Source organism: Pseudomonas sp. NPDC077451 (assembly GCF_044543345.1).
Classification (GTDB): domain Bacteria; phylum Pseudomonadota; class Gammaproteobacteria; order Pseudomonadales; family Pseudomonadaceae; genus Stutzerimonas.
Window position 1 is genome coordinate 22121 of the sequence record NZ_JBITVX010000019.1, and the last position, 17418, is coordinate 39538.

Below are 17418 nucleotides of genomic sequence, written 5' to 3' on the forward strand. Positions count from 1 at the left end.
CAACCGGAAGGATTCGCCGATGAGCGAGCGGTCAGTCGCCCAGCGCAGCAAGCTGATCGGCTTGATATTCCTGCAGCAGCGGTTCGATCACCTGCTCAACTGCGCCGCTGACCACTTCATTGAGCGAATACAACGTCAGGTTGATACGGTGATCCGTAACGCGCCCCTGTGGGAAGTTGTAAGTCCGAATACGCTCGGAACGATCACCCGAGCCCACCAGCAACTTGCGCGTATCGGAAATTTCCTTGTGCGCTGCGCTGTCCTGCACATCTTGCAGCTTGGCGGCCAACCAGGCCATGGCCCGAGCACGATTCTTGTGCTGCGAGCGTTCTTCCTGGCATTCCACGACAATGCCGCTGGGCAAGTGGGTAATACGCACCGCCGAATCGGTCTTATTGATGTGCTGACCGCCAGCTCCGGAGGCGCGGTAGGTGTCGACGCGCAGGTCAGCCGGATTGATTTCGATGGCGATTTGCTCGTCCGGCTCCGGCAGGACCGCAACGGTGCAGGCCGAGGTATGGATACGCCCCTGGGATTCGGTTTCGGGGACGCGCTGAACCCGGTGTGCGCCCGACTCGAACTTGAGCTTGGCGAATACGTTATCGCCCTCGACTCGCGAGATCACTTCCTTGTAGCCGCCGTGTTCACCCGGGCTTTCGGACAAGATCTCGACGCGCCAGCCTTGCCGCTCGGCGTAGCGGGAATACATACGAAACAGATCGCCAGAGAAGATCGCAGCCTCGTCGCCACCGGTGCCGGCGCGAATCTCGAGGAAGACGTTACGCCCATCCTTGGGATCCTTCGGCAGAAGCATGCGCTGCAGCCGAGCCTCGATCGCCTCGAGCTTGCCGCGCGCTTCGGCAACTTCTTCCTCTGCCATCTCGCGAACATCCGGATCGTTGTCTTTGAGCAATGCCTGAGCACCCTCAAGGTCGGACTGCATCTTGAGGAATTCGCGATAGGTGGCGATGACCGGTTCGACTTCGGCGTACTCGCGCGAATAGGCGCGAAAACGGGTCTGATCGCTGATCACCTCAGCGTCACCCAATAACGCTGTCAGCTCTTCGAAGCGGTCCTGCAGAGTATCGAGTTTGTTGAGCAGCGAGGCTTTCATGGTTTGTCCGTGCTGTCTTGCAGGGCGAAGAGGTCTTGGACGATGCTCAGTGCCTCCACACGCCCTTCGGCAGAAAGTTTTTTCAACTGAACGCTGGGCGCGTGCAGCAGCTTGTTGGTCAGTCCCCGCGCTAGCTGCGCCAGTGCATCCTCGGGCGTGCCGCCATTGGCCAACAACCGCTGGGCACGCAGCAGCTCCTCATCACGAAGGCGTTCGGCGTGCTGCCGATAAGCCTTGAGCACATCCACAGCGGCCAGCTCACGGAGCCGCGCCATGAAATCCTCAGTCCCGACCGCAACCAGCTCTTCGGCGGCCTGGGCAGCGCCCTGGCGGCTCTTGAGATTCTCTGCCACCACTTCATGAAGATCATCAACGGTGTAGAGATAGACATCATCCAGATCGGCAACCTGCGCCTCTATATCGCGCGGCACGGCAATGTCCACCATGAACATCGGTTTGTGCTTGCGCTTCTTCAGCGCCTGCTCAACCGCCCCCTTGCCGAGAATCGGCAGCTGGCTGGCGGTCGAGCTGATGACGATATCGCTGTTGTAGAGCTCCAGCGGAATGTCAGCAAGCAAGATGGCATGAGCACCGAACTGCTCGGCCAGCGCGCTCGCGCGTTCGAGGGTACGGTTGGCCACCACAATGCGCTTGACGCCCTGCTCATGCAGGTGCCGGGCGACCAGGGTGATGGTCTCGCCAGCGCCGATCAGCAACGCCTGGCTGCGATCAAGGTTGGCGAAGATCTGCTTGGCCAGGCTGACCGCAGCGAACGCGACTGAAACCGGGTTTTCCCCGATGGCGGTGTCGGTACGTACGGTTTTAGCGGTGCTGAAGGTGGCCTGAAACAAACGCCCCAACAGCGGGCCGACGCTACCGGCCTCACGCGCCACAGCATAGGCGGACTTCATCTGCCCGAGAATCTGCGGCTCACCCAACACCATCGAATCCAGACCGGAGGCAACACGCATCATGTGCCGAACCGCCTGGTCGTCAGTGTGCACATAGGCACACGCCTTGAGATCGTCGAGGTTCAACCGATGATAGTTGGCCAGCCAAGCCAGCACCGTCTCGGCCTCGAGCTGCTCCTGTTCCAGGTAAAGCTCGCTGCGATTGCAGGTCGATAGAATCGCTGCTTCACGCGTGGGCGTGACTCGACACAGCTGCTGCAGCGCCTCGACCATCTGTTCTGGCGTGAACGCCACACGCTCTCGCACGTCCACCGATGCGGTCTTGTGATTAATGCCAAGCGCGAGGAAAGCCATGCAGGATCGCTGATTCGAAAACGGAGCGCGCGATTCTCCTACTTCGCCTGCCTCAGAACAACCATTGCCAGACATTGTCTGTAACGGACCAAGCCCAGAAAATGCTGGGCCAAAGCCGAGCCATGTGCTTGCCTGGTCGCTTGTGTCATCATGCCGCGACCGCAGACCAGCCTAATGTTCCCTATGAAAAAACTCCTCGCCCTCAGCGCCGCTCTATTTCTCGGTGGCTGCCAAAGCTTCATGCAGAGCCCCCCGGACAGCGGCCCGCCGATCGAGGAGGTCACGGCGGAGGCTGTGGCAAAAAGCCCAAACGAGTATGGCTCGTTCAGCGGCGATACCCTGTATGCATTACTAGTGGCAGAACTGGCTGGCCAGCGTAATCGCTTCGATATCGCCTTGGGCACCTATGTCCAGCAGGCCAACGCGACGCAGGATGCCGGCGTCGCGGAGCGCGGTTTCCGCATCGCCGAATACCTCGGCGCGGACCAAGCGGCGCTGGATACGGCCATCATCTGGGCGAACAATGCACCGGACAATCTCGACGCCCAGCGCGCTGCAGCCGTTCAGCTGGCGCGCGCGGGGCGTTACGAAGAGTCCCTCACGTTCATGGAAAAGGTGCTCCGGGGTCAGGGCGACACGCATTTTGACTTCCTCGCGCTGTCCGCCGCTGAAACCGATCCGGACACGCGCACTGGCCTGCTCAAGAGTTTCGACCAGTTGCTGGCAAAGCATCCCGACAATCCCCAACTGAAATTCGGCAAGGCCGTGTTGCTGCAGCAGGACGCTCGCCCTGAAGAAGCACTCGCGCTGCTCGAGGAGCAACCAGCCAGCGAGCAGCAGATCCCGTCGATTCTGCTCCAGGCTCGTCTGCTGCAGGTTTTGGAGCGCACCGACGAAGCCATGCCGCTATTGGAAAAAAGCCTCCGCCAGCACCCCGAAGACAAGCGCTTGCGGTTGACCTACGCACGCCTGCTGGTGGAACAGGATCGGTTCGACGAAGCCATGGGTGAATTCGCCACGCTGGTCCAGCAATACCCAAGCGATGATGACTTGCGCTTCTCGATGGCACTGGTATGCCTCGAAGCACAAGCCTGGCGTGAAGCCATTGTTTATCTCGAGGAACTGATCGAGCGCGGGAGCCATCTCGACGCCGCGCATTTCAATCTGGGCCGAGCCTACCGTGAGCTGGGCAAGCACGAGCAGGCGCTGGCCGCATTCGCCAAGGTCGGTCCAGGCAACGAATATTTGCCGGCGAAACTGATGCAGGCGGAGTTGCTGTTCACCCTCGACCGCAACCAGGAAGCGTCACAACTGCTGGCAAGCGCTCGTGACGAGCAGCCCGATTACGCCATACAGCTGTACCTCATCGAATTGGAAGCGCTTTCCGGCCAGCAACAGATCGAAGCAGCCTGGAAACTGGCGAAGCAGGCGCTGGTTGAGTTTCCGGACGACCTGAACCTGCTCTATACCCGAGCGATGATTGCCGAAAAGCGCGGCGACTTGGCTCAGCTGGAACGAGACCTTCGCTACATCATCGAGCGCGAGCCAGACAATGCCATGGCTATCAATGCGCTCGGCTATACGCTTGCTGACCGCACCGACCGCTATCAGGAAGCACTTGATCTGATCGAACAGGCTTATCGGATCAACCCTGACGATGCCGCAATTCTCGACTCGCTTGGCTGGGTCAACTATCGGCTGGGCAATCTGCAGGAAGCAGAAGCCCAACTGCGCAAGGCGCTTGAGCGCTTTCCCGACCATGAAGTCGCCGCTCACCTTGGCGAAGTACTGTGGTCTGCTGGCAAGCTGCGCGAAGCGCGGGCCATCTGGGCGAAAGCCTTGAAGGCGCAGCCCGATAGCCAAGTCCTGCGTGACACCATCAAACGACTGACAGGCTCGGAGAAACCCTGACCCATGAAGCTGATGCGTAACCTGCTGGCCCCCACCCTCGCCTTGCTGCTAGCTGGCTGCGCCGGTCTCGGTCCGCAGGAGTCAGTTGAAGGCCCCGGCAATGCCGAAGACTGGAAGACCCATAAAGCCCATATCAGCGAGATCGATGGCTGGCAGATCAGCGGCAAGATAGGAATTCAGGCACCGCAGGATTCCGGCAGCGGCACCTTGTTCTGGCTGCAGCGCCAGGATTATTTCGATATTCGTCTCTCCGGCCCCTTAGGTCGCGGCGCTACGCGCCTGACTGGACGCCCCGATGCGGTGGCGCTGGAAGTTGCCGGCCAGGGACGCTTCGAGGCCGACTCGCCGGAAGCATTGGTTGAAAGCCAGCTGGGCTGGCAGCTACCCGTCTCCAACCTGCTCTGGTGGGTACGCGGCCTACCGGCTCCGGACAGCCGCAGCCGCATCGCCCTCAACGCCAACGGGCAGCTAGCCAGCCTGAAGCAAGATGGTTGGGATGTTCAGTACCTGAGCTATACCGAGGAGGACGGTTATCCGCTGCCAAATCGCATCAAATTGGCAGGTCGTGACCTGAAAATCACATTGGTGGTCAAGGACTGGCAACCGCGCCAGCTCGGACACTGATGCTCGCACTGACACTCCCCGCGCCAGCCAAGCTCAATCTCATGCTGCATATCCTCGGCCGTCGCGCCGACGGATACCACGAGCTTCAAACGCTTTTTCAGTTTCTCGACTACGGCGACGAGCTGACTTTCAGACCTCGAGCCGATGGACAGGTCCGATTACATACGGACCTCCCGGGCGTCGACCATGACAGCAACCTGATCGTGCGCGCTGCACGCCTCCTGCAAACGCGCAGCGGCTGCGCTCAAGGCGCTGACATCGAATTGAGCAAGCACTTGCCCATGGGCGGCGGTATTGGCGGTGGAAGCTCCGATGCGGCCACCACCCTGCTTGGCCTCGATTACCTCTGGCAGACCCGCCTGGGCGAAGACACGCTGGCGGAGATCGGCTTGGCATTGGGTGCTGATGTTCCGGTATTCGTTAGAGGCCGCGCAGCCTTTGCCGAAGGGGTTGGTGAACGCCTGCAACCGGTCGAATTGAACGAACCCTGGTACCTCGTAATCGCCCCGCAAGTCTCTGTTAGTACAGCGGAAATATTTTCCGACCCAGAGTTGACACGCAATACCCCGGCCATTACAGTTCGCAGCCTTCTTGCAGGGGGCGGTCATAACGACTGTCAGCCGGTAGTCGAGAGGCGTTACCCAGAAGTTCGTAACGCTTTGAGCTTGTTGAACAAATTTGTTCCAGCAAGAATGACCGGCACTGGAGCTTGTGTGTTTGGGAGCTTCCCAAACAAGGGTGAGGCTGATAAAGTTTGCCGCCAACTTCCAGCCGATTTACCAGCATTCGTCGCTCAAGGCCGCAATATTTCGATGTTGCACCGAAAGCTTGCGCAGCTGGCACAGGAAGCAAGTGGTTAGAGGTTGTAGGTTACAGGGGCGTCGCCAAGCGGTAAGGCACCAGGTTTTGATCCTGGCATGCGTTGGTTCGAATCCAGCCGCCCCTGCCATAACCTTTCGGGGTTAATACAGCCGGACAAGCACTTTCAGGGTTACATCTATAGGGGCGTCGCCAAGCGGTAAGGCACCAGGTTTTGATCCTGGCATGCGTTGGTTCGAATCCAGCCGCCCCTGCCAAACATCACGAGAGCTGTTCAAAACGCCTGGCCTTTTGAACAGCTTTTTGTTTCATCGGATCCACCCTCAGGCAGGTACTGCGCGTGTCCAAGATGATGGTCTTCACGGGGAACGCCAACCCCGACCTGGCCCGGCGTGTTGTACGTCAGCTGCATATCCCTCTCGGTGACGCCTACGTCGGAAAGTTCTCCGATGGCGAAATCAGTGTCGAGATCAACGAGAACGTTCGTGGTAAGGACGTCTTTCTGATTCAGCCGACCTGTGCCCCCACCAATGACAATCTGATGGAACTGGTTGTGATGGCAGACGCCTTCCGCCGGTCCTCCGCCACTCGCATCACAGCCGTCATTCCCTACTTTGGTTATGCCCGCCAAGATCGCCGTCCGCGCTCCGCACGCGTGCCGATCAGCGCTAAAGTCGTGGCTGACATGCTCGATGTGGTTGGGGTCAACCGTGTACTCACGGTCGACCTGCACGCTGACCAGATCCAGGGCTTCTTCGACATGCCAGTAGATAACATCTACGGTTCGCCGGTCCTGGTCGACGATATACAGGCTCAGCGCTTCGAGAACCTGATGATCGTCTCCCCCGATATCGGTGGTGTGGTACGAGCTCGTGCTGTCGCCAAATCGTTGGGTGTGGATCTGGCGATCATCGACAAGCGTCGTCCGAAGGCCAACCAGTCCGAAGTGATGCACATCATCGGTGATATCGAAGGCCGGACTTGCATCCTCGTCGATGACATGGTCGATACCGCCGGCACCCTGTGCCATGCCGCAACCGCTCTAAAAGATCATGGCGCGTCCAAGGTCTTCGCGTATTGCACACACCCAATTCTGTCCGGTCGCGCCATCGAGAACATCGAAGGTTCGGTCCTCGACGAGCTGGTCGTGACCAATACCATCCCGCTGTCCGCAGCGGCGCAAGCCTGTACCCGTATTCGCCAGTTGGACATCGCGCCAATGGTGGCTGAAGCGGTTCGCCGCATCAGCAATGCTGAATCGATCAGCGCGATGTTCCGCTAAGCCAAACGCTTAGCCCTTTGCGCAGAACGAAAATGTGCCCCGCCTCGTGCGGGGCTTTTTGCCCAACCGCCCGGTAGCGCTGGTCGCGAGCGTTTCGGGTGCGTTGTTATCCTGGAGAAACACAATGACTGATTTCACTCTGAATGCCCAAGTGCGTTCCGACCTGGGGAAAGGTGCGAGCCGCCGCCTGCGTCGTAACGCCAACCTCGTTCCAGCCGTAATCTACGGTGGTGACAAGGCTCCGCAATCCATCAGCCTGCTGCTGAAAGACGTAACCAAGCTGCTGGAAACCGAAGCCTCTTTCAGCCACGTACTGACCCTGAACGTCGACGGCCAGAACGAATCCGTTCTGATCAAGGCGCTGCAGCGTCATCCGGCCAAAGGCTTCGTTCTGCACGCTGACTTCGTCCGCGTCGTCGAAGGTCATAAGCTGACTGCTACCGTACCGCTGCACTTCCTGAACCAGGAAACTTCGGTAGGCGTTAAGCAGCAAGGCGGCGAGATCCTGCACAACATCAACGAAGTGGAAGTCTCCTGCCTGCCGCAGGATCTGCCTGAGTTCATCGAGGTCGACATGGCCAACGTTGAAGTCGGTCAGGTACTGCACATGACTGACCTCAAGCTGCCGAAAGGCGTTGAGCTGGTCGCCCTGGCCCACGGCAGCGATCTGCCGGTTGCCAACGTTCACGCACCTCGCGTGAACAAGGAAGACACTCCGAAAGAAGAAGGCGCTGCCGAGTAATCCACTCGCCATCACCTGAGGAAGGGCCTCTGTCGTGACTGCCGTTAAACTGATCGTCGGCCTGGGTAACCCAGGCCCTGAATACGACCAGACCCGGCATAACGCAGGGGCCCTTTTCGTTGAGCGTCTGGCTGCCCACAAGGGCGTCAACCTCAGCGTCGATCGCAAGTATTTCGGCCTGGTCGGCAAGTTTCGCCACCAAGACGAAGACGTCCGCCTGTTGATCCCCACCACTTTCATGAACCGTAGCGGTCAAGCGGTGGCGGCACTGGCCGGATTTTTCCGAATTCCTCCCGAGTCCATCCTGGTTGCCCACGATGAGCTCGACATGCCCCCCGGCGTCGCCAAGCTCAAACAAGGCGGAGGCCATGGCGGGCATAACGGGCTTCGCGACATCATTGCCAAGCTCGGTAATCAGAACAATTTCTACCGCCTGCGTCTGGGCATCGGCCACCCAGGTCATAGCAGCCTGGTGACCGGTTACGTACTGGGCCGAGCGCCCCAGGCCGAGCGCGAAAAGCTGGACGCCAGCATCGACTTCACCTTCGACGTGCTACCCGAAATTCTCGCCGGTGACTGGACGCGTGCAATGCAGCGTCTGCACAGCCAGAAGGCCTGATCGAACTCGACGCAGGAACGCAAGACAAGGCAACGGCTGAGCGGAAGGCTTGCAGCACAGCGCATCACGAAGCCGTTTAACGCAGTTTGGCAACGCCGGTAGCGCAGAGCTGCCAGCCAACACCGAGGCAAGACACCATGGGATTCAATTGCGGCATCGTCGGCCTGCCCAACGTCGGCAAGTCCACCCTGTTCAACGCGCTGACCAAGTCCGGAATCGCTGCGGAAAACTTCCCCTTCTGCACCATCGAGCCGAACAGTGGCATCGTGCCGATGCCCGATCCTCGCCTGCAGGCCTTGGCAGACATCGTCAAGCCCGAGCGAATCCTGCCGACCACCATGGAATTCGTCGACATCGCCGGCCTCGTCGAAGGTGCTTCAAAGGGTGAAGGTTTGGGCAACAAGTTCCTCGCCAACATCCGCGAGACTGATGCGATAGCCCACGTGGTGCGTTGCTTCGAAGACGAAAACGTCATCCACGTCTCCAACTCGGTCGACCCCAAGCGCGACATCGAAATCATCGAACTCGAACTGATCTTCGCCGATCTCGACAGCTGCGAAAAGCAATTGCAGCGCGTTACGCGCAACGCCAAAGGCGGCGACAAGGAAGCCGTAGCGCAGAAAGCGCTGCTGGAAAAATTGATCCCGCACTTCACCGAAGCCAAGCCGGCCCGCACGCTCTTGAAGAAGCTGGGCGATGATGATGTTCAACTGGCCAAGGGCTTTCACTTGCTCACCAGCAAGCCGGTCATGTACATCGCCAACGTGGCCGAAGACGGCTTCGAGAACAACCCGCACCTGGATGTGGTCAAGGCAATCGCCGCCGAAGAAGGCGCCCTCGTGGTACCGGTGTGCAATAAGATCGAAGCGGAAATCGCCGAGCTCGACGATGGTGAAGAAAAGGACATGTTCCTTGAGTCCCTCGGCCTTGAAGAGCCCGGCTTGAACCGCGTGATCCGCGCCGGTTACGAGTTGCTCAACCTGCAAACCTACTTCACGGCTGGCGTGAAGGAAGTCCGCGCCTGGACTGTGAAAGTCGGCGCTACAGCCCCTCAAGGCGCAGGGGTAATCCACACCGATTTCGAGAAAGGCTTCATCCGCGCTGAAGTGGTCGCCTATAACGACTTCATCCAGTACAAAGGCGAAGCCGGTGCCAAGGAAGCTGGTAAATGGCGCCTGGAGGGCAAGGAATACATCATCAAGGATGGCGATGTGATGCACTTCCGCTTCAACGTTTAAGCGAAATTGCCACATTGGCATTCATTGATTGCCGCGCTCAAAGCCTCGCTCACGCGAGGCTTTTTGGTGTTCCGAGGTAAGAAGTCGTCGCTGTGAAAAATCGGGGAAGCCCCGCTTTCAAACATTCGGCTGACGACCGGTACGGAATCTGTTGATCAAGCGCGGAATATTCGCCCCGCTTGTGCGGTCGGAACAGGCAGACCTGCCGAAGCCGGAGCCCTGATGAACAGCCTCACCGAACCACCGCTACAGCACCTCGACGATGCCTTTTTTGACCGGGACGCGCAAATTGTCGCTCAGGCATTGCTCGGTACCGTAATTCGCCACTGCGTCGACGGGTTGTGGTTGTCGGCGCGCATCATCGAGACCGAGGCCTATTACATCGACGAGAAAGCCAGTCACTCGTCGCTCGGCCACAGCCCCTCGCGGCGCGCCATGTTCATGCCGGCCGGCCATCTCTATCTCTATTACTCGCGGGGCGGGGACTCACTGAACTTTAGTGTTCAGGGGGACGGCAATGCGGTCTGCATCAAGGCCGGATACCCCTGGGTCGATTCGCTGTCATGCGAAGAATCTATCGAACGCATGCGCGCTAACAGCCCCGCCGCCGCAGGAGGCCCACGTCCCCTGACCCGCCTCTGCTCTGGCCAGACGCTGCTATGCAAGGCGCTGGGGCTGAAGGTAACGGAGTGGAATGCCCAGCGCATGGACCCTACGAAACTACGCTTGGATGACATCGGTGCCCGCCCGGATATCATCCAGACCACCCGCCTCGGCATTCCCGCCGGTCGTGACGAGCACCTGCCGTACCGATTTGTCGATGCCGGCTTTGCCGCACACTGCACGCGCAATCCGATGCGCCGTGGGCAACAGGAGGGTCAGGACTACGTACTACTGCGCCGCGAGCTGTTAGCGAGCTAGCTCATCAGTCAAACAGCCCTGACCAGACGAACCCGGGTGATCTCCGACGGCGCCCCGAAGCGCAGCGGCGGTCCCCAGTAACCCGTGCCACGGCTGATATAGATCTGCATGGCACCAACGCGCTGCAGCCCCGCCACCCAGGGCTGCTGCCAGCGCACAAAATGCATCCACGGCCAAAATTGCCCGCCATGCGTATGGCCGGACAACTGCAGATCGCAGCCAGCCTCAACTGCCGCCTTAGCCGACCGCGGCTGGTGCGCCAACAGTAAGCGCGGCACGCCATAGGGCGCGCCTGCAAACGCAGCGATCGGATCGCTTCGATGGCTGGGCCGGAACAGCTCAGCTGAATAGTCGGCGATGCCAGCCAATACCAAGCGAGCACCGTCGTGTTCGAGTTGAACATGACGATTGAGCAACACTGCCATACCCAGCCGCTCAAACTCGGCAATCCAGCTGTCGGCACCGGAATAGTATTCGTGGTTGCCGGTCACTACGTAAGTGCCATGACGGGCGCTCAGTTGAGCCAACGGGGCAATGTCATCGGCCAGATCGGCAACGCTGCCGTCCACAAGATCGCCAGTGATAACGATCAGATCGGGAGAAAGTCCATTGGCCCGCCTGACGATCGCATCGATATATCCCTGTTTGATTGTCGGCCCGACGTGGATGTCACTGAGCTGCACAATGCTGAAACCCTCCAGTGCCGGCGGAAGATCTCGCAAGCCGATGTCGCGCACGACTACCCGAGCCGTGCGCCGGGCGTTGAGCACGCCGAACAGAGTAACGGCTGCAACCGCGACTAGGACCGCCAGCGCCGAGCCCTGCGCAATTGCAGCCGACTCCCAGCCCAGCAGTGAAGCCAACACCAATGCAAAGGCTCGCAGCAGTGCGAATATCGCCAGGCTGGAAAAGATTCCCATCGCCAGCAATCCGGACCACGCCAGCAGCGCACTGCCCGCCCCTCGCACCAGCACGCCGTAGCGCATCAGTACAGCCGAAAGCACGAGATAGCCCCACGCCAGAACGCTGCCGAACAGCCCAAGGGCAAGATCAGAAATCAGCGTGACACCGACGAATACATGCAAGCCAATCAGCAGTACCGCAACCAACAACCGCCTGTTCATGCAATACGTCTCTTGAGCAAGGGGGGCATTGTTACGCCTGCAACGAACGGGCTGCGTATCGGTAAGGACAAGTAGTTGAGAGGACTTACATGCACAGAAGCGCACCATCTCAGTCGAACACGCCACTTGCCCTCAAGAAGGGTACCTCGCAGCTTTCACCTCACAACAGGCGTACTCGGAATCGAAGACCATCACCACGGACATAGGCCGATCTGGACTTCGCCTCTCGGGGACGGCACAGCCGTGCTGATACGAGCAGACAAGTGACCGAGCGCATAGAGTTTTAGCGGAACGAACCCTGCAGTTCGGGTGCTCAAATTTATCCCGTACACCGGCAGCCAAACGCTCGCGGTCTGATCTCGGAGCACCAAGCGCACGGCCCCGTCCGCCCCATCAACAATTCATGCGTGCAAGCTCGGACATCCGGCTGCGTGTAACGGCCCACGCGATTGAGGGCGTTCGGCAGCGCTCGGCGTATCCGGCCCTGCAGCCGTGGGCAACCAAACCGCTACATCACGCCTGGGTCAGGCATCGGATCCGGCGGTGGCGGCTCTTTTTCCAATTGTTCAAGTACTTCGTCCGGCAGAACGCCGCCATCATCCAGCTCGGTGTCACTCTCGGCGTCGTCGAGGTCGTTCATTGGCGATTCGTCCGCCAGCCAGGGATACAGCGGCGGATCGCTTGGATGGGTAGTGCTGAGCATGATGATCTCCTCGCAGGGGTGCCTGCAAAGTTAGGCAGGCCCGACCCTGCATCGTTCGGACCGGTCATCCGTGACGCGCACAAGCTGCTTCGCTCAGTAATAAGGGAAACAGCCGATGCGCGCGGTTAGCGTGATAGGCAGAAGTAGACAGCCAAGCGGCTGCAGCACTTGAGGTCAGTCCGGCGGGCCTCGCCCAGCGAGCTCTGAGCATGGCCATCAAACGCGACCACCTCGCAGCCAACCTGGCTGCGGCTGGCTGATTAAGGAGATCCATAGACGCCACGCTGGTACGCAACGAGCACCTGACCAGTCTCGCGTTGCGCCGAAATTGGGCTTGATCGACAGCGCACCGGCAACGGTCGGACCGGCGGCATAAGCATTTGAAAAAGCAGGCAGAAAAAGCGCACCAGGAGGGTTGACACACAACTGCGCGGCGCGAATAATGCGCGCCACTTGGCTACGTAGCTCAGTTGGTTAGAGCATAGCATTCATAATGCTGGGGTCCGGGGTTCAAGTCCCTGCGTAGCCACCAAATTCAAAAAGGGTTCAGCGAAAGCTGAACCCTTTTTTTTGGGCCGCCGTTTAGCCAACCGCACCGAGAGCGCACCATGAGAGACGATTTCGACAACATCCGCGCCGAGCGCGAAGCACCCTACCTAGCTGTTGCCACTAACGCTAACAAGCATGCCGGACTTTGGAAACAGATCGCGATCGGCATCGTGGTTGGGCATCTGTCGTTGGCGTCGATTGGTGCGGTGGTCTGGATGGTCGCGGCTCAGCTGCTTGTTGGGGATGTGCAAATCGTTGCGCCGTGGGCTGGGAAGCAGGGGTAGAAACCCGCTCACACCGGAACACTTGATCTCCAAACATAAACGCGCGGCCCTCCTCTTCCGCGATTTACTGAAGCCGAACATCCACTGTCTCTAACAGCCCAGCGGCTTCCACGAAGCCACGGATTGGCTGTACTGAAATCGGCGACCAGCCTTAGGCTCAAGGCGAGCACGGCGACCCGGTCGCTCACCGGGTCGCCGCAGAAGGTAACGCTGCCCGTATGTCAGGGCTTCAGATAACCCGTCAAGCTCTCGATGCTTGCCATCCAGCGGGCGACGTGGCTGTATGGCGTGATATCCACACCCCCTTCCGGCGCCAGCACCACGTAGGGGTAGACCGCGCAATCGGCGATGGTCGGCCGGTCGATCGCCAGCCAGTCATAGCGCTGCAGATGATCGTCCAGCAGCTTGAGAACCGCCGGTGACTTTTCCAGTGCCGCGGCCTTGTCCAGTGGATAACCGAACTTCTGCACCAGCCGCGCTGCATTCAGGCTGTGCTGGATCTCGTTGGCGGTGAAAGACAACCATTGCACGATCTCCGCCTGCCCGCGGGGATTGTCCGGCCACCACGCCAGGCCGCCATAAGCGCCCGCGAGATAAACCAGAATGGCCTGCGAGTCGCGAACGACATGCCCGGCGTCATCCAGAATGGGTAGTTGCCTCAGCGGGTTCAGTTCGGAAAGTGGCGGCCTCTTGTGTTCGCCATTGAGAAAATCGACGGCTATCAGCTCCAGATCGATGTTTGCCAGCGCTGCGAACAGCCGCACCTTGTAGCAATTGCCGGACGGACCCAGGTCGTACAGTTTCATTGCGCACCTCCTCTGATGAGCTGATTGAATTCAAGAACATTGCCGTCGGGGTCGCGAATGAACAGCGCGATCCGTCGCGGGCCGATTGGATGCGGCCCCTCGGTAATGACGATGCCCTGCTGGTCCAGCCAGCCCTGAAGAGCCTCCAGGTCATCGACGATAAAGGCCGGATGAGTCATACCGGGCCGCTTGACCGGCGCATCCAGCAGCACGTTGTGCGAGTCCTGAGCGCGCGCACCGTTGAAGATCAGGTTGATGCGCACGCCATCCGGGCTGAGCATTTCGTTCGCTTCGAACAGCGGAAAGCTAGCGCTCTCTACGAAGCCCAGCGCCTGGTAGAAGGCCATCGCGCGCGGCCGGTCGCTGACACGAATACCGATATGGTCGTAAGCGAGGATTCGGGCGGGACTGGCTGATTGATTCATGTGCGAAACTCCAGAAGATCTCAGTCCCTGGAGTGTCAGCCGCCGCGCGGTTTTCACCTATGCCGCGGGCCTGACAACATCTATGCAGCAATCGCACAAATCCCGGGGTGGCAATGGACAAGCTCAAGGCAATGGCCAACTTCGTTCGCATCGTCGACAACGGCAGTCTGAGTTCGGCCGCCGATGCCACCGGTCAATCCGTGGCATCGGTGGTGCGCTCACTGGCCGCGCTGGAACGCCACCTTGGCGTGCGCCTGCTGAACCGCAGCACCCGGCGCATGGCCCTCACCGACGAGGGAACGGAATACCTGGCCTGGAGCCGGCGCATGCTGGCGGACTTCGCCGACATGGAGCAGCGACTGGAAGCCAGCGACGGCACCGTCCGCGGCCTGCTGCGCATCACCGCGCCGGTGGAGTTCGGCCAACGTTACGTCGCGCCGCTTGTGAACGAGTTTCTCAAGGAACATGCAGAGATCCGGGTCGAGCTGAATCTGAGCGACCAGATCGTCCCGCTGCTCGACGAACGCCTCGACCTCGCCCTGCGCATCGGCCACCTCCCCGACTCGGCCATGGTCGCCCGGCAAATCGGCAGCACCCGGCTAGTCACCTGTGCCAGCCCGGACTACCTCAGCACCGCCCCCGCCATCGACACCCCGGCGGCACTCAAGGCCCACGCCTGCATCGCCTTCGCCGCCCAGGGCCGCCACTGGTACTACCGCCACGGCGAGAAGGAACAGGCCGAAGAAATCACCCCACGCCTGACCTGCAACCAGATCCGCGCCGCCAGTCTGGCTTGTATGCAGGGCGTGGGCATCACACGGCTGATGCACTATCAGGTGGCCGATGAACTGGCTGACGGTCGTCTGGTGAGGCTTCTTCGGGATTACGAGCCCGAGGACCTGCCGATCCAACTGGTCTACCCCCATGCCTTGCAGCTGTCGCCAAGGGTGCGGGCATTCGTTGAATGGGCGTGTCCGCGGTTGGAGTGCGTGATGCCGGGGCCAGATGAGAGAGGGTGAGTTCAGCCGTTAGCTACAGTGGACTCCTCTCACAGCTAGCCCTGCTATTCATGCGTACTCACTAAGCGCCAGACAAACCTGATTGCGCCCTTGCGCTTTCGCTCGGTACAAGGCCTCGTCGGCAGCTTTGGCGTAGGTTAGCGGGCTGTCGCCCGTCGTGGGAATCCAGGCAGCGACGCCGATGCTGACCGAAAAGCGAATAGAACTGGCAGGCAGTTCAAGCTCCAGCTCAGCCACAGCGACCCGAATCTTTTCGGCAATGGCCTCCGCACTAGGTGCACTCATGCCGTAGAAAATTACCGCAAACTCCTCTCCGCCAAGACGAGCCGCAAACTCGTTATCGCGTCGGCTGAACGTCGCAAGCGTAGCGCCCAGCACAGCGAGACATTCGTCCCCCACACCATGACCGTACTGGTCATTGATACGCTTGAAGTGGTCGATGTCGAGCATCAGGAAGGCGAGACACTGGCCTTCCGCACGGCCCCGCTCGATCGAGGCGCTCACCCGTTCCTCGAAGCCGCGCCGATTGCTGACGCCAGTGAGCGGATCGGTGCTGCTCAACCGACGAAGCTCCTGATTAGCTTGCTCCAACTGGTGCGTTCTCGAAGCGACTCGGTCTTCGAGCAGTGCATTGGCTTGCTCCTGCGCGATCAACAGCGCTTTCTGGGCGCGCAAACGGGAGGCTTTTTCCCGGTTGATGCGATCGGCCAACGCAATGGATAGAAGCAGGAATTCCAGTACGAAGCCCATCAGTTGAGCGGAACGCACGTAGCTGCTCATGGGAATCAAGCCTGCCATTGCCAACGTGAGGCACAGCGTGGTCGCAACCAACCCTGACCACGCGACGAGGAAGAAACCTGCAGAGGCATTACCCCGCAACCAGACGAGGAAAGCGATTGATAAGGCCAGTACACAGGTAATGAAGCCGCCGTGCTCGATATAGAGGTAGCCCATGGCCCAGGGGTTAACGACAGATACCAGCGCAGCGACACTCCAGTAAGCAATCACCAGATTGCTCAGACGCAGAACCCAGCCGCCTTCACCCTTGAGGTTCAGAAACTGCCGCTCGAAAAGACCCGCTGCGAGGAATGCCAAACTGACGGAGAGGAAGTTCGAGCGTTGGGCGAACCATTGCCAGTCTGACCAAATGAAGTACGGACCGTAGCCATACTCGCTTGCGACATAGAACGCGGCCGACGCCAGATACCAGCAGTAGGAGATATACGACCGGTCTCTGGTGAATATAAAAAGCGAGGCGTTGTACAGCATCATGACCAGCATGGCGCCAAAGAAAGCGCCCATACGCAGGTTCTCGTTACGCTCTTCCAGATTGAACGCGGCTAGGTCGATGAGCCGAATGGGAAGAACCATGGGCTGCGTTGCCTGCAAACGCAAGTAAACCTCTGCTGCACCGGGCGGCAGCGTGAGAGGCAAAACCAGTACTGGACTCTTGAGAGCCCGTTCTGACGGGGTGACAGTACTGCCGGTGCTCACTACCTCCGACCAGCCACCACTGGCCCGGTCCAGCACTCGCGCTTCGACTCTTTCAAAGCTCCAGTCGATCAGGAGCAAGCGCCTCACCGCGTCCGGGCTGGGATTGACGAGGTGAAAACGCACCCATGCCCCCGCTGGCTGGTAGCCAATGTTGAGGGTCGGTTTTTCGTTTGATTGCCATGCACCCGCATAGGCGGCGCCGGCTACTGCGCTGAATGTCTCGGAATCAGGCGCAATCAGATACTCGAGGTAGATATCCCGGTTGTCGAAAGACTGCGCGATTGAAAGGTCGGTTATGGGTAACGCATAGGAATTGGCGCTACCCCACCCCAAGACTGACAGGGCAAACACGCATACAAGGCAAACCAGAAGTCGCTGCATGTTGGCTGACGCGCTCGGAAAAGGGAGGATGCGAGTGGTGGCTCATGCGAGACGACCTCTCGGTTTGATATCGACCGATCGCCGCGCAGCTTGATAGC

The 17418-nt window shown here is 59.7% G+C and carries 17 protein-coding genes and 3 tRNA genes; 13 read left to right on the forward strand and 7 right to left on the reverse strand.

Annotated features, from left to right (window positions below; genetic code table 11):
- Window positions 1-31: 31 nt before the first annotated feature.
- Together prfA and hemA are read right to left on the reverse strand one after the other, a co-directional pair.
- The gene (prfA, locus tag ACIGHL_RS20530) at window positions 32-1114 is read right to left on the reverse strand and encodes a peptide chain release factor 1 (protein WP_045424959.1); all 1083 of its coding nucleotides are present in this window, start codon (window positions 1112-1114) and stop codon (window positions 32-34) included.
- Complete coding sequence (gene hemA, locus ACIGHL_RS20535; protein WP_446697693.1) at window positions 1111-2379, reverse strand: glutamyl-tRNA reductase; 1269 nt, start codon at window positions 2377-2379, stop codon at window positions 1111-1113. The genes prfA and hemA overlap by 4 nt, the downstream gene beginning before the upstream one ends.
- Before the next feature lie 183 nt (window positions 2380-2562).
- On the opposite strand from hemA, the gene ACIGHL_RS20540 reads away from it, so the two are divergent.
- The 10 genes from ACIGHL_RS20540 to ACIGHL_RS20585 all read left to right on the forward strand — a co-directional run bounded on the left by ACIGHL_RS20540 (window position 2563) and on the right by ACIGHL_RS20585 (window position 10535).
- Window positions 2563-4290, forward strand: a complete 1728-nt coding sequence (locus ACIGHL_RS20540; protein WP_446697692.1) for a tetratricopeptide repeat protein — start codon at window positions 2563-2565, stop codon at window positions 4288-4290.
- A 3-nt stretch (window positions 4291-4293) separates the two neighbouring features.
- Entirely contained in the window at window positions 4294-4914 is a 621-nt protein-coding gene (gene lolB / locus ACIGHL_RS20545; RefSeq protein ID WP_064480472.1) for a lipoprotein insertase outer membrane protein LolB, read from the forward strand.
- Window positions 4914-5774, forward strand: coding sequence for a 4-(cytidine 5'-diphospho)-2-C-methyl-D-erythritol kinase (gene ispE, locus ACIGHL_RS20550; protein WP_128121776.1), 861 nt, complete (start codon window positions 4914-4916; stop codon window positions 5772-5774). Before lolB ends, ispE begins: the two co-directional genes overlap by 1 nt.
- Before the next feature lie 14 nt (window positions 5775-5788).
- A tRNA-Gln gene (locus tag ACIGHL_RS20555) sits at window positions 5789-5863 on the forward strand.
- Window positions 5864-5915: 52 nt separating this feature from the next.
- Window positions 5916-5990: transfer RNA gene (locus tag ACIGHL_RS20560), tRNA-Gln, on the forward strand.
- 83 nt (window positions 5991-6073) lie between these two features.
- A complete protein-coding gene (locus ACIGHL_RS20565) occupies window positions 6074-7015 on the forward strand; it encodes a ribose-phosphate pyrophosphokinase (RefSeq protein ID WP_019341796.1) in 942 nt (313 codons plus the stop codon).
- A gap of 124 nt (window positions 7016-7139) precedes the next feature.
- Complete coding sequence (locus ACIGHL_RS20570) at window positions 7140-7757, forward strand: 50S ribosomal protein L25/general stress protein Ctc (protein ID WP_128121775.1); 618 nt, start codon at window positions 7140-7142, stop codon at window positions 7755-7757.
- A 34-nt stretch (window positions 7758-7791) separates the two neighbouring features.
- A complete protein-coding gene (gene pth, locus ACIGHL_RS20575) occupies window positions 7792-8376 on the forward strand; it encodes an aminoacyl-tRNA hydrolase (RefSeq protein ID WP_045424951.1) in 585 nt (194 codons plus the stop codon).
- 137 nt (window positions 8377-8513) lie between these two features.
- Entirely contained in the window at window positions 8514-9614 is a 1101-nt protein-coding gene (ychF, locus tag ACIGHL_RS20580; RefSeq protein WP_064480475.1) for a redox-regulated ATPase YchF, read from the forward strand.
- A 222-nt stretch (window positions 9615-9836) separates the two neighbouring features.
- Complete coding sequence (locus ACIGHL_RS20585; RefSeq protein ID WP_446697691.1) at window positions 9837-10535, forward strand: DNA-3-methyladenine glycosylase; 699 nt, start codon at window positions 9837-9839, stop codon at window positions 10533-10535.
- Between the two features lie 8 nt (window positions 10536-10543).
- Here ACIGHL_RS20585 and ACIGHL_RS20590 read toward each other — a convergent pair whose 3' ends face one another.
- Window positions 10544-11659: a metallophosphoesterase gene (locus ACIGHL_RS20590; RefSeq protein ID WP_446697690.1), complete on the reverse strand. Its 1116-nt coding sequence runs from the start codon at window positions 11657-11659 to the stop codon at window positions 10544-10546.
- Between the two features lie 508 nt (window positions 11660-12167).
- A complete protein-coding gene (locus ACIGHL_RS20595) occupies window positions 12168-12362 on the reverse strand; it encodes a hypothetical protein (protein WP_045424943.1) in 195 nt (64 codons plus the stop codon).
- Window positions 12363-12817: 455 nt separating this feature from the next.
- On the opposite strand from ACIGHL_RS20595, the gene ACIGHL_RS20600 reads away from it, so the two are divergent.
- Both ACIGHL_RS20600 and ACIGHL_RS20605 read left to right on the forward strand, forming a co-directional pair.
- Window positions 12818-12894 (forward strand) — tRNA-Met (locus ACIGHL_RS20600).
- A 76-nt stretch (window positions 12895-12970) separates the two neighbouring features.
- Window positions 12971-13195 carry a hypothetical protein gene (locus ACIGHL_RS20605; protein WP_446697689.1) on the forward strand — a complete coding sequence of 75 codons (225 nt, stop codon included), beginning with the start codon at window positions 12971-12973 and terminating at the stop codon, window positions 13193-13195.
- 221 nt (window positions 13196-13416) lie between these two features.
- On the opposite strand, the gene ACIGHL_RS20610 is transcribed toward ACIGHL_RS20605, so the two are convergent.
- Together ACIGHL_RS20610 and ACIGHL_RS20615 are read right to left on the reverse strand one after the other, a co-directional pair.
- Complete coding sequence (locus ACIGHL_RS20610; RefSeq protein ID WP_446697688.1) at window positions 13417-14001, reverse strand: glutathione S-transferase family protein; 585 nt, start codon at window positions 13999-14001, stop codon at window positions 13417-13419.
- Window positions 13998-14426, reverse strand: a complete 429-nt coding sequence (locus ACIGHL_RS20615) for a VOC family protein (protein ID WP_446697687.1) — start codon at window positions 14424-14426, stop codon at window positions 13998-14000. Before ACIGHL_RS20615 ends, ACIGHL_RS20610 begins: the two co-directional genes overlap by 4 nt.
- A 113-nt stretch (window positions 14427-14539) precedes the next feature.
- Between ACIGHL_RS20615 and ACIGHL_RS20620 the strand changes: the two genes are divergently transcribed.
- Window positions 14540-15445, forward strand: a complete 906-nt coding sequence (locus ACIGHL_RS20620; protein ID WP_446697686.1) for a LysR family transcriptional regulator — start codon at window positions 14540-14542, stop codon at window positions 15443-15445.
- A gap of 48 nt (window positions 15446-15493) precedes the next feature.
- Here ACIGHL_RS20620 and ACIGHL_RS20625 read toward each other — a convergent pair whose 3' ends face one another.
- On the reverse strand, window positions 15494-17320 hold the full coding sequence (locus ACIGHL_RS20625; protein WP_446697685.1) for a sensor domain-containing diguanylate cyclase: 1827 nt from the start codon (window positions 17318-17320) through the stop codon (window positions 15494-15496).
- Between the last annotated feature and the right edge of the window lie 98 nt (window positions 17321-17418).